Genomic DNA, 12,503 nt, shown 5'->3' with positions numbered 1-12,503 from the left:
GACTCACGTGAGCTCGAACCCCGTCGTACTCATCGCTGAAGAGCTGTCGCCCGCGACCGTGGACGCGCTCGGCCCGGACTTCGAGATCCGGCACTGCAACGGAGCGGACCGAGCCGAACTGCTCCCGGCCATCGCCGACGTCGACGCGATCCTGATCCGCTCGGCCACCAAGGTCGACGCCGAGGCCATCGCCGCCGCGGGCAAACTGAAGGTCGTCGCGCGAGCCGGCGTCGGCCTGGACAACGTCGACGTCTCCGCCGCCACCAAGGCCGGCGTGATGGTCGTCAACGCCCCCACCTCCAACATCGTGACCGCCGCCGAGCTGGCCTGCGGTCTGATCCTGGCCACCGCCCGCCACATCCCGCAGGCCAACGCCGCGCTGAAGAACGGTGAGTGGAAGCGCAGCAAGTACACGGGCGTGGAGCTGGCCGAGAAGACCCTCGGTGTCGTCGGGCTCGGCCGCATCGGCGCGCTCGTCGCCCAGCGCATGTCGGGCTTCGGCATGAAGGTCGTCGCCTACGACCCCTACGTGCAGCCCGCGCGCGCCGCCCAGATGGGCGTGAAGGTGCTGTCGCTGGACGAGCTGCTGGAGGTCTCCGACTTCATCACCGTCCACCTGCCCAAGACCCCCGAGACGGTCGGCCTCATCGGCGACGAGGCGCTGCGCAAGGTCAAGCCGGGCGTGCGCATCGTCAACGCCGCCCGCGGCGGCATCGTCGACGAGGAGGCGCTGTACTCGGCGCTGAAGGAGGGCCGGGTCGCCGGCGCCGGCCTCGACGTGTACGCCAAGGAGCCCTGTACGGACTCCCCGCTGTTCGAGTTCGACCAGGTCGTCGCCACGCCGCACCTCGGTGCCTCCACCGACGAGGCGCAGGAGAAGGCGGGCATCGCGGTCGCGAAGTCCGTCCGTCTCGCCCTCGCCGGTGAGCTGGTGCCGGACGCGGTGAACGTCCAGGGCGGTGTCATCGCCGAGGACGTCAAGCCGGGCCTGCCGCTCGCTGAGCGCCTCGGCCGCATCTTCACCGCGCTCGCGGGCGAGGTCGCGGTCCGCCTCGACGTGGAGGTCTACGGCGAGATCACCCAGCACGACGTGAAGGTGCTGGAGCTGTCCGCCCTCAAGGGCGTCTTCGAGGACGTCGTCGACGAGACGGTGTCGTACGTCAACGCCCCCCTGTTCGCCCAGGAGCGCGGCGTCGAGGTGCGGCTGACCACCAGCTCGGAGTCGGCCGACCACCGCAACGTCGTCACCGTGCGCGGCACGCTCGGCAGCGGCGAGGAGGTGTCGGTCTCCGGCACGCTGGCCGGCCCCAAGCACCTCCAGAAGATCGTCGCGGTCGGCGACTACGACGTGGACCTCGCGCTCGCCGACCACATGGTGGTGCTGCGCTACGAGGACCGTCCGGGTGTCGTCGGCACCGTCGGCCGCATCTTCGGCGAGGCCGGGATCAACATCGCCGGTATGCAGGTCGCCCGGGCGGCGGCGGGCGGCGAGGCGCTGGCCGTGCTCACGGTGGACGACACCGTGTCCGCCACGGTGCTCGGCGAGGTCGCCGCGGAGATCGGCGCGACGTCGGCCCGCGCGGTGAACCTGGTCTGACCGTTCCGTCTCCGGTGACCGCCCGCCGCGGTCGCCGCAGCCCGGGGCTTCCGCCCCGGGCCCCCTTTCGGCCCTGAACGGGCCTCCTCGCCGAACGCCGGACGGGCCACAGCAGCCCGTCCGGCGTCCGTCTGTCCGGGGTGCGTCACACGCAGGCCTTCTCCGCTTCCCCGGCATCCGCTTCCCCGGCATCCGCCTTCCCGGCATCCGCCTTCCCGGCCTCCGCCTCGCGCACCTCCGCCCGTCGCAGGCTCAGCGCCGCCAGCACCGCGGCCCCCGCCAGGACCACCGCGCCGGTGATCGCCGCGCCCCGCATCCCGTCGGTGAACGCCTCCCGGGCCACGGCCGCCAGGCCCGGGAACCGGTCGGCGACCGCCAGGGCCCCGCCCAGCGTCTCGCGGGCCGCGTCCGGCGCCGACGCCGGCATCCCGTGGCGGTAGACCGCCGTCCCGACGGAGCCGAGCACCGCCATGCCGAGGGCGCCGCCGAACTCGGCGGAGGTCTCCATCAGGGAGGACGCGGTGCCCGCCCGCTCGACCGGGGCCGTGCCCATCGCGAGATCCATGATCTGGGACATCACGGTGACGCCCCCGACGGCGAGGACGGCGCACGCGACCAGCACCAGCACCAGCGAGTCGGTACCGGCGAGGGCGAGCAGCGCGAAGCCGGCCGCGGAGACCGCGAATCCGGCGGTGACGACGTGCGCCCGGGGGACGCCCCGCTGCACCAGCCCCGTCGCGACCGGCGCGGCCGCGCCGATCGGAACCGACGGCAGCAGCGCCCACAGGGCGGCCTCCAGCGCGCTCTTGCCCAGCACCGACTGAAGGTACTGGGTGGTGAAGTAGGCGGAACCCAGCACGCCGAACGCCGAGAGCAGGTTGAGGACGACGGAGGGGGCGAAGCCGCGGCCGCGGAACAGGGCAGGGGGGATCATCGGTGAGACGGCCGTGCGCTGACGGCGGACGAAGAGCGCGGCGAAGAGCAGACCGACGGTGATCGAGACGACGTAGCGGACGTTCCAGCCCTCGGACGGGATCTCCTTCAGGCCGTAGACCACGGGCAGCACGGCGGCCATCGACAGGGGGATGCCGGCCCAGTCGAAGCGGCCGGGGGCGGGATCGCGCGACTCGGGCAGCAGGACCGGCCCGAGGACCAGCAGGAGCACCATCGCGGGCAGGTTGACCAGGAAGACCGAGCCCCACCAGAAGTGCTCGACCAGCACGCCGCTCATCACCGAGCCGAGCGCGATCCCGGCCGTCATCACGCCCGACCACAGGCCCACCGCCTTCGCGCGCTGACCGGGGTCGGTGAACATCGTGCGCAGCAGGGCCATCGTCGACGGCATCAGCGTGGCGCCGCCGACACCGAGGACCGCGCGGGCCGCGATGAGGGTCTCGGCGCTGTCGGCGTACGCCGCGACGAGCGAGGCGGCGCCGAAGGCGGCCGCGCCGGCCAGCAGCAGCCGGCGCCGGCCGATGCGGTCGCCCAGCGAGCCCATCGTCATCAGCAGGCCGGCCAGGACGAACGCGTAGATGTCGAAGATCCACAGCTGTTGGGTGCCGCTCGGCTCCAGGTCCGCGCTGATCGCCGGGACGGCGAAGTAGAGGACCGAGACGTCCATGGAGACCAGGAGCAGCGGAAGCATCAGGACGCCGAGAGCGGTCCATTCGCGGCGCCCGGCGCGGGCGCCGCCCGCTGAAGTACGCGTCGAGTTCGTCATGGCGAGGACTGTACGGCTGTATTAAACATCTGTCTAGAACAACTGTATAAGTCAACCGTCTAGGACGTCCGTATCACTCATGCGTCTAGGACGGGTGTATGGATCGGGGGATAGGGTGGGCCGCATGGGACACCGTGAGGATCTGCTCGAAGGCGCTCAGCGCTGCCTGCTGGAGAAGGGGTTCGCGCGGACGACGGCGCGCGACATCGTCAAGGAGTCGGGGACCAACCTCGCCTCGATCGGCTACCACTACGGCTCGAAGGACACACTGCTCGCGCAGGCCTACGTGGCGCTGGTCGAGGGGATGGGCGACACCTTCGCGGGAGGCGACGAGGGCGGGCTCGCAGGGGAGCCGGGCTCACTGGAGCGGTTCCGGGCGGTGTGGTCCAACATCATCGCCACCATGCGGGAGCCGGGCTCCATCTGGCGGCTCAGCATGGAGATCGTGGTCATGGGCGACCAGCTGCCCGAGGTCCGCGACCACCTCGTCCGCGCCCAGCGCGAGGCCGGACGCGGACTCGTCCCGCTGCTCATGGGCGGGCGGGAGGAGGACGTGTCGGACGAGACCGCGGACACGGTCGGCCTGTTCTGCGTGACCCTCATGACGGGCCTCATCGCCCAGTGGACCTTCGACCCGGAGACCGCGCCCGACGCGGACCGGCTCACCGAGGGGCTGCGCCGGATGCTCCAGGCGGCCGCCCGGGGCTGACGGGTCCGCCGCCTCCCGCACCTGGTCCGCGACGTGCCGTACGACCGCTACGGCGGCGTCAGGACCACGCGCGGCGCAGGCGCCTGGACCAGCGGTGCATCAGGGCGGTCCCGGGGTGTTCGGCCTCCAGGCGCTCGATGTGCGGTACGGCCGCCCGGTCACCGCTGTCCATGGCCCACCGGTACCACTCCAGGGCCTCCCGGTACCGGCCGCGGTCCTCGTACGCGCGGGCGCCGTCCAGCATGGCTCCGGTGCTGCCCCGGCCGGCTGCCGCGTGCAGCCAGCGCAGGGCTTCCTGGAAGGAGTCCTCCGTTCCCGCCCGCAGCTCCGTACGGGCCACGGCACGCATCGCCTTGATGCTTCCCGCCTCGGCGGCCTGCAACTGCGTCTCCGCCTGGGTCCGGGCTTCGCCGTCCAGCTCGGCCAGGACCAGGATCGACGGTTGGTCACCCTCCTCCGCCAGCTTCCGGTACAGCCGCAGCGCCCGCTTCTTGAGGCGCCTGCGCCCGTCGGCGTCGGTGCTGTGGTCGTGCAGCCGCAGGCAGAGCCGGGCGACGTCCCGCCGGGAGGCCACGTCTCCCTGATCAGCGGCCTGGACGTACCCGTCCAGGGCCTTCTGAAGTCGGCCCTCCCGCTCGTGCGCCGCGGCCTCCTTGCGCAGCTGGGACACGCTCGGCCGGCCGCCCTTGGGGGCGGTGTCGGACTTCGGCTTCACCCGGGCCGGGATCTTCTTCTGGGGCGGTTCGGCCTGGGGGGCGGGGGTGGGCTTGGGTGGAGTGGTGGGCTTGGGTGCGGGGGTGGGTTGTGGTGCAGGGGTGGCCTTGGGCGCAGGGGCTGTCTCGGGAGGGGGCGGTGAGGTGCGCCGCAGGGCGGCTCGGAGCCGGTTCGCCTCCTTGGCCGCCGCCGTGCTGCCCTGGGCCGTGGCGCGGGCCAGCCACTCCAGCGCCCGGTCCGGCTGCCCCGTCTGCTCCAGGATGCGCGCCGTATCGACCATGGAGTTCACGTGTCCCTTGCCGGCGGCGGTGCGGAAGTGGCCCAGCGCTTCCGCCGGCCGGTCCGCCCGCAGGAGGAGGCGTCCCGCCCGGACCATGGCGGCCACGTTGCCCGTCCCGGCCGCCTTGCGGTACCAGTCGAGCGACTCGTTCCAGCGCTCGGGATCCTTCTCGAGCAGCTGCGCGGTCACGTGCATGCTGTGCTCGTGGCCGGCCTCGGCGGCCCGCCAGAACCAGACGAGCGCGGACTCGTCGCGCTTGTGCTGCTTGTACCAGTTCGCGATCACCAGGATGGATTTGAGCCGCCCCTCCAGGGCCGGGGCCCGGTGCTCGCGGAGCAGCGCCTGTTCCCCCGCGGGCATCGGCGCCCGACCGGCCCGGGCGTCGGCGCCGGGGGTGGCGGCGGGCGCGGGGGCGGGACCGCGCGCCGGCGTCTCGCCGGTCCGCACGACCGCCTTGCCGTTCTGCTGCGGCGCCGAAGCCTTCTCGGTCTGCTTCGGTCCCGCCGTCTTTCCGTTCCGCTGCGCCGCCGGGACCTTCTTCGCCTGCTCCGCCGGAACCTTCTTCGCCTGCTCCGCCGGAACCTTCTTCGCCTGCTCCGCCTTCTCCTGCTCCGCTCCCAGCAACTCGGTCAGCCGTGTCCTGGAGAAGTCCTCCCCGGCCGCTGCCGCAGCCCGGTACAGCGCGAGGATCTGCGCCCGCCGCTCGGGGAAGTGCTTCTCCAGCAGCTGCCCGGCCTCGCGGGCTCCGGTGGGATTGCCGGAGTCCGCCGCGCGCCGGTACCACAGCAGAGCCGACTCCACGTCACCGGCGCTCTTGTGGCGGGCGGCCAGCTGACGCATGGCCTCGCCGTTCCCCGCCTCGGCGGCGGCCCGGAGCGCGGCGGGCGCGACTTTCGGCTTCTTCTCCGGGAGCCGCACCTCGGGCCCCGCCGCCGGCGGGGGCAGGGTGGTCGTGTCGGCCCCCGGCCGGACCGGAGGCGCCGTCGACAGCTCGCGTTCCCGCAGCGGACGGGCGTGCGGCGCGGACCGCGGTTCCGCCGGGGTGGGGTCGTACGGGACCCCGGACGGGGTGTCCGCCGGTGAGGGCCGGACGTGCTCGTGGGGCCGTGGACGCAGCGGATGCTCCGTGTCGATGGCGAAACGGGACCGCTCGTCGATCTCCGCCCGTACTCCCGGAGGCAGCCAGTCCTTCGCGTTCGACGGCGCGTCCGCGGCCAGCAGGGCGGCGACCTCCGCGGGCTCGGGCCGGTTCTGCGGCCTCGGCTCCAGACACGGCAGGACGATCTTCCGGACCGTGGGAGGCAGGCCGTCCAGCGACGGCCGGCCGGTCAGGATGCTCGCGCCGATCTGCATCGTGGAGCCGGTCCCGAACGGGTGGCGGTTCAGGGCGGTGTAGCCCAGCACCAGCCCCAGGGCGAAGACGTCACCGGCCGGCCCCACCCGCTCGTCCCGGAGCTGTTCGGGCGAGGCGAACGTCGTGGTCCGCGGGGTGGCCCCGGTCGCGGTCAGCGAGGCACCGTCCTCGGGGGCCAGGTGCCGGGCGATGCCGAAGTCGATGACGGAGGCGCCGTCGGCGGCCAGGAGGATGTTGGCGAGTTTCAGGTCGCGGTGGACGAGGCCCGCGCGGTGGATGCTGCGCAGCGCGTCGGTCAGGTCGGCCGCCAGCACCCGCCAGGTCCGCAGCGGCAGCGGGCCGCCGCAGTGCTCCAGCGCCTCCGCCAGGTTCACACCGGCGACGTAACGGGTGGCGAGCCAGGGCTCGGGGGCCCGGGTGTCGAAGTCGACGACCTCGGCGGTGTGCTTCGGGTCGACCGCCTTGGCGGCCTCGACCTCCCGGGCGAAGCGCCTGCGGAACCGCTCCGGGTCCTTCTGGAGACGGTCCGGCCGGATCGTCTTCAGCGCGATCGAGCGGCCGCCGTCGGTGCGGGCGAAGTAGACGTTCCCCCAGCCGCCCTGGCCCAGGAGGGCCAACAACCGGTGCCCGCCGATCCGTTCCGGATCGTCCTCCCGCAGTGGCTCCACTCGGCCCCCCCACCGGCTCCACCCGTTCCCCGCCGTCATTTTATCCGGGCGCCCCGCCGGACCCCCGTCCCGAGCCCGCGCCCGCTCAGCCCAGACGCGTCAACTCGTCACCGCCCCTGGGGCGCCTCGGCGGTCTGGCCCGCACGCCCTCGGGCCGCTCCTCCGGCCAGCGCTGGCCGCTGCGGCGCAGCACGACCCCGGGGACCAGCTCGATCTCGTCGTCGGGCCCGAAGGCGCGCGGGAGCTGCCCGGACCCGACCCCGGCGGCCGCGTCGCGGCGCGGCAGGGGGCGCCACGCCGTCGGCTCCCCGCCCGGCCGGACGGTCCGCACCCGGCTGCCGACCAGGCTGGTGTCGAGGACCCGCAGCACGCCCCGGCTGGAGACGAGCAGCAGGTGCTGCCTGCTGATCCTGCCCCGCCGCTCGTCGGACAGATGGCGTTCCTCGATCCTCGCGAGGTGGTTGCGGCCGAGCACGAACTCCTTGTCCTGTCCCTCGGCGCCCTCGGTCAGGTTCTCCCAGGCGTGGCAGGTCCCGTCGACGAGGATCTTCAGCTGGATCCGGCGGCGGCGCGGGCCGAGGTCCGTCAGCAGGGTCCGGTGGGACCGGCAGACCACCTTGCCCCGCTGGATGGCCGGGCCGGGGTTGCAGTCCGGGCGCGGGCAGCGCCAGGACCGGCCCAGCACGTCCGCGCGGGGCCTGCCCTTGAAGTCCAGCAGGTTGCGGGCCTTGAGCCCGTCGCGCTCGCCCTCGCGGGAGACCTCCCGGTCGGCGAACACCCGCATGTCCCGCAGCACCAGCCGCACCGGCCCGCCCCCGCTCCGCTCGGGCTTGAGGAAGTGCTCGCGGTCCCCCTGGATCCAGGGGTGCTCTCCCCGGTGCCCGGTGAAGAAGTCACCGCTGATGACCCTGGTCCCGAACTCCTCGGCGTGGTCCAGCAGGTCGGGGTCCGCCTTGGCGATGGCGGCGATCAGGCCCCGGTCCCGCCACGCGCGCAGCAGCGCGCCCTCCGCGGGGTCGGGGAACTCCCCGTCGTGGCGCGGGTGCAGCAGGCTGTTGTCGGCGATCGCGTGGACGGTGACCTCCCGGTCGCCGGTGGACTCGCACAGCGCGCGCAGGACCAGCCGCAGCCGGTGCAGCGAGCGCGGTGCCCCGCCGCCGAGCGCCCGGTCGCGCACCACGTTGGACAGGTCGACCAGGTAATTGGCCTCCTGCGCCGTCCCCAGCAGATGACGCTCCATGCGGCGCAGCGCCGCCATGTCGCTTCCCACGCCCCTCGCCCCCCAGCAGTCGGCCGCCCGGTACGGGAGGAGAGGCTAGCGCCCGGGGCCACCGTGTGCCGTCCTGTCCGACATATCAGCCCGTGGCCGACCTCAGATCAGCCGGGTACGCGCCGGTGGCGGGCCTCAGGTCAGCCGGGTACGCGCCGGTGGCGGGCCTCAGGTCAGCCGGGTGTCCGCCGGTCGCCGACCTCAGGTCAGCCGGACGCCCTTCAGCGCCATGTGCAGCAGCAGCCGGTCCTCCCCGTCGTCCAGGTCCAGGCCCGTCAGCTGCTCCACCCGCGACAGCCGGTAGTACAGGGTCTGCCGGTGCACGCCCAGTGCGGCGGCGGCGCGGCCGGCCTGGCCCGCGCAGTCGAGGTACGTCTCGGCGGTGCGGGCGAGCTCGCGGTGCGCCGGATCGAGCAGCGACCGGACGGCCGGGTCGTGGGCGCTGTGCGCGGGGAGCGCCGTGAGCAGGCGGTACGGGCCGATCTCCGCCCACTGCGCGACCGGGCCCAGCCGTGGCTCCGCCCGCGCGGCCCGCGCCGCCGCGGCCGCCTCCCGCCAGGCCGTGCCCAGCTCGTCGAGGCCGGCACGGGGCGCGGCGAGGCCGGCGGCGGCAGGACGGTGCGCCGTCCCGGCCCGCTCCAGCAGACGGGCCGCGCCCGAGAGCGCCGGTCCCAGGGCGTCCGCCGACCGCAGCCGCACCAGCAGCGCCAGCGACGGCGAGGAGCCGTGCCCGGTTCCCGGCGGCACCGTGCACAGGGCCTCCGCCCCCGGCAGGGTGCGCAGCGAGGGCGCGTCGTCCGGGTCGGCGGACGGCCAGGGGGCCACGCAGACCACCGTGTGGGGGCCCTCGGCGCGGACGCCGAGCGCGGTGCGCAGCTCCGCCACCGCCATGTCCCGCTGCCAGTCCCGTTCGGCGGTCAGCACCGCCCGCAGCTCCCGGGTGAGGTCGGCGCCGTGCTGGGCCTCGTCGGCGAGCAGGGCGCCGATCCGGCCGGTCACCTCCATCGCGGCCGACAACTGGGCGTCCGAGGGGCCCGGATCGCCGTCCAGCAGCCAGACGTAGCCGTAGACGACGGACCGGTGCCGTACGGGGAGACAGACGCGGCCCCGGTGCACGCCGGCCTCCGGGGTGGGCGGGATACGGACCGGGCCGGTCGCCCGGGTGATGCCGAAGCCCTCGAACCAGGTCCGGACCGCCGCCGTGGAGCGCCGGGTCAGGATCGAGCGGGTGCGCACCGGGTCCAGGGCGGAGGCGTCCAGCTCGTCCTCGCTGTCGTAGACGCCGAACGCGATCAGCTCGAAGTCGCGGTTCTCCAGGGTCGCGGGGGCGCCGAGGAGCTCCGAGATCTCGTCGACGAGTTCCTGGTAGTCGCCCTTGTAGTCCGATGCCACCTGGGCATTCTCCCGCATTCGGCGCTGGTCGAAGGCGTCCTTCATACATCTGTCTGAGATCTGCGGCACGGATGCGTGACAGCTGTCGATGGCCGACGATCGGAGGGATCCTTAGGTTTCACGGTGGTTCTCCGTGCCGGTCCCGAATCGTCGGGCACCGGCCTCGTATGGGTTGGTAAGTGGAGGTGCCCCGTGCTGGGTCCCGTGATTCTCGCCGCGTCGCGCAGCGACCGGATGCGACGCCTGATCTCGGCGGCCCCGGTGACCAAGCAGGTCGTCGACCGCTTCATCCCGGGTGAGACCGTCGACGACATCGCGCCGATCATCGAGGAGCTCACCGCCAAGGGCCTGGAGCTGACGATGGACGTCGTCGGCGAGGACATCACCACCCCCGAGCAGGCCACCGCGGCCCGGGACGCCTACCTGGCGCTGATCGACCGCCTGAAGGAGCTGGACCTCGGCCCCCGCGTCGAGATGTCCGTCAAGCTGTCGATGTTCGGCCAGGCGCTCCCCGGCGGCCACGAGCTCGCGCTGGCCAACGTCCGCCCGGTCGTCGAGGGCGCCGCCGCCATCGGCACCACCGTCACCCTGGACGCCGAGGACCACACCACCCTCGACTCGATGTTCGCCATCCACGACGAGCTGCGGAAGGACTTCCCGCAGACCGGCTGCGTCATCCAGGCCTACCTCTTCCGCACCGAGGCCGACGCCCGCCGCCTCGCCGCGAACGGCAGCCGAGTCCGGCTGGTCAAGGGCGCGTACAAGGAGCCCGCCGAGGTCGCGTACCAGAACCGGCACGAGATCGACAAGGCGTACGTCCGGGTCCTGCGCACGCTGATGGAGGGCGAGGGCTACCCGATGATCGGGTCGCACGACCCGCGGCTCATCAGCATCGCCCAGGAGCTCGCCCGCTCCGCGGGGCGCAAGCTCGACGAGTACGAGTTCCAGATGCTGTACGGCATCCGCGGCGAGGAGCACCTGCGGCTCGCCGCCGAGGGCCACCGCATGCGCGTCTACACCGCCTACGGCACCGACTGGTACGGCTACTTCATGCGGCGCCTCGCGGAGAAGCCGGCGAACCTGCGCTTCTTCGTCCGCTCGATGGTCAGCAAGGGCTGAGCCCGAACCACCCGCTCAACTCAAGGAGTCACGGAACCCATGGACGCTGTCACCCAGGTCCCCACGCCCGTCAACGAGCCGGTGCACGGCTACGCCCCCGGCTCTGCGGAGCGCGCCCGTCTGGAGGCCAGGCTCAAGGAGCTGGCCGACAACCCGATCGACCTGCCCTGCACCATCGGCGGCGAGCGGCGGATGGGCGGTGGCGAGCGCTTCGACGTCGTGCAGCCGCACAACCACAAGGCCCGCCTCGGCACCTACGCCAACGCCACCCGGCAAGACGCCCAGGACGCCGTCGACGCGGCCCTCGCCGCCGCCCCGGCCTGGCGCGTCATGTCCTTCGACGACCGCGCGGCGATCATCCTGCGCGCCGCCGAGCTGCTTGCCGGCCCCTGGCGCGAGACGCTGGCCGCCTCCACCATGCTCGGCCAGTCCAAGACCGCCCAGCAGGCCGAGATCGACACCCCCTGCGAGCTGGTCGACTTCTGGCGCTTCAACGTGCACTACGCCCGCCAGATCCTCGCCGAGCAGCCCCCGGCCAACTCCCCGGGCGTGTGGAACCGCCTCGACCACCGCCCGCTGGAGGGCTTCGTCTACGCGATCACGCCGTTCAACTTCACGGCCATCGCGGGCAACCTGCCCACCGCCCCGGCCCTGATGGGCAACGTCGTGGTGTGGAAGCCGTCCCCGACGCAGACCCATGCCGCCGTGCTGCTCATGCGGGTGCTGGAGGAGGCGGGCCTGCCCAAGGGCGTCATCAACCTCGTCACCGGCGACGGCATCGAGGTCTCCGAGGTCGCCCTGACCCACCGCGACCTCGCCGGCATCCACTTCACCGGCTCGACCAAGACCTTCCAGCACCTGTGGAAGACGGTCGGCGCCAACATCGAGAACTACCGCGCCTACCCGCGCCTGGTCGGCGAGACCGGCGGCAAGGACTTCGTCGTCGCCCACCCGAGCGCCGACCGCGCCGTCCTGAAGACCGCCCTGACCCGCGGTGCCTTCGAGTACCAGGGCCAGAAGTGCTCGGCGACCTCCCGGGCGTACGTCCCGGCGTCGATCTGGAACTCGGGCTTCAAGGAGGAGTTCGCCGCCGAGGTCGACGGCATCGCCATGGGCGACGTCACCGACCTGTCGAACTTCATCGGCGCCGTCATCGACGAGCGCGCCTTCGCCAAGAACAAGGCCGCCATCGACCGCGCCCAGGAGGACCCGTCCTGCACGGTCGTCGCGGGCGGCTCCTACGACGACTCGGTCGGCTGGTTCGTCCGCCCGACCGTCATCGAGTGCACCGACCCGGAGAACGAGGTCTTCACCACCGAGTACTTCGGCCCGGTCCTCGCCGTGCACGTCTACGAGGACGACCGGTACGACGAGATGCTGACCCAGATGGAGTCGGTGTCCGACTACGCCCTCACCGGCTCGGTCATCGCGAACGACCGCGCGGCGGCGGCGCACACCATGGACCGGCTCCGGTACGCGGCCGGAAACTTCTACATCAACGACAAGTCGACCGGCGCCGTCGTCGGCCAGCAGCCCTTCGGCGGCGGCCGCGCCTCCGGCACCAACGACAAGGCCGGCGCCCCGCAGAACCTGACGCGCTGGACCCTGACCCGCGCCATCAAGGAGACGCTGGTCCCGCCGACCGACTACGGCTACCCGCACATGGGCTGACGAGCGGGC

Annotated in this window: 8 protein-coding genes; 4 read left to right on the top strand and 4 right to left on the bottom strand. The window is 73.1% G+C overall.

From position 1 onward, the window contains the following. Positions 1-7 precede the first annotated feature (7 nt). The gene (gene serA / locus ACFYWQ_RS29240; protein ID WP_389520387.1) at positions 8-1,597 is read left to right on the top strand and encodes a phosphoglycerate dehydrogenase; all 1,590 of its coding nucleotides are present in this window, start codon (positions 8-10) and stop codon (positions 1,595-1,597) included. Positions 1,598-1,742: 145 nt separating this feature from the next. On the opposite strand, the gene ACFYWQ_RS29235 is transcribed toward serA, so the two are convergent. Next, the gene (locus ACFYWQ_RS29235) at positions 1,743-3,317 is read right to left on the bottom strand and encodes an MFS transporter (protein ID WP_389520385.1); all 1,575 of its coding nucleotides are present in this window, start codon (positions 3,315-3,317) and stop codon (positions 1,743-1,745) included. Between the two features lie 124 nt (positions 3,318-3,441). On the opposite strand from ACFYWQ_RS29235, the gene ACFYWQ_RS29230 reads away from it, so the two are divergent. After that, positions 3,442-4,026 carry a TetR/AcrR family transcriptional regulator gene (locus tag ACFYWQ_RS29230; protein WP_389520384.1) on the top strand — a complete coding sequence of 195 codons (585 nt, stop codon included), beginning with the start codon at positions 3,442-3,444 and terminating at the stop codon, positions 4,024-4,026. 58 nt (positions 4,027-4,084) lie between these two features. Here the strand turns inward: ACFYWQ_RS29230 and ACFYWQ_RS29225 are convergent, their stop codons facing one another. The 3 genes from ACFYWQ_RS29225 to ACFYWQ_RS29215 form a co-directional block, all read right to left on the bottom strand. Further along, positions 4,085-7,042 carry a protein kinase gene (locus ACFYWQ_RS29225; RefSeq protein ID WP_389520382.1) on the bottom strand — a complete coding sequence of 986 codons (2,958 nt, stop codon included), beginning with the start codon at positions 7,040-7,042 and terminating at the stop codon, positions 4,085-4,087. A gap of 85 nt (positions 7,043-7,127) precedes the next feature. Further along, positions 7,128-8,312 (bottom strand): FHA domain-containing protein, encoded by a 1,185-nt coding sequence (locus tag ACFYWQ_RS29220; RefSeq protein WP_389520380.1) that lies wholly within the window; start codon positions 8,310-8,312, stop codon positions 7,128-7,130. A 201-nt stretch (positions 8,313-8,513) separates the two neighbouring features. Then, positions 8,514-9,722, bottom strand: a complete 1,209-nt coding sequence (locus tag ACFYWQ_RS29215; protein ID WP_389520378.1) for a PucR family transcriptional regulator — start codon at positions 9,720-9,722, stop codon at positions 8,514-8,516. A 174-nt stretch (positions 9,723-9,896) separates the two neighbouring features. Here ACFYWQ_RS29215 and ACFYWQ_RS29210 point away from each other — a divergent pair, with 174 nt between their 5' ends. Both ACFYWQ_RS29210 and pruA read left to right on the top strand, forming a co-directional pair. After that, positions 9,897-10,823, top strand: coding sequence for a proline dehydrogenase family protein (locus ACFYWQ_RS29210; protein ID WP_389520376.1), 927 nt, complete (start codon positions 9,897-9,899; stop codon positions 10,821-10,823). A 39-nt stretch (positions 10,824-10,862) separates the two neighbouring features. Next, positions 10,863-12,494, top strand: a complete 1,632-nt coding sequence (gene pruA / locus ACFYWQ_RS29205) for an L-glutamate gamma-semialdehyde dehydrogenase (protein ID WP_389520374.1) — start codon at positions 10,863-10,865, stop codon at positions 12,492-12,494. Positions 12,495-12,503: the final 9 nt, after the last annotated feature.

The sequence above is a fragment of the Streptomyces sp. NPDC003247 genome (genome assembly GCF_042888135.1).
GTDB lineage: Bacteria > Actinomycetota > Actinomycetes > Streptomycetales > Streptomycetaceae > Streptomyces.
Note: the sequence above shows the minus strand (reverse complement) of the source record. Positions and strands in the feature narration are given on the sequence as shown.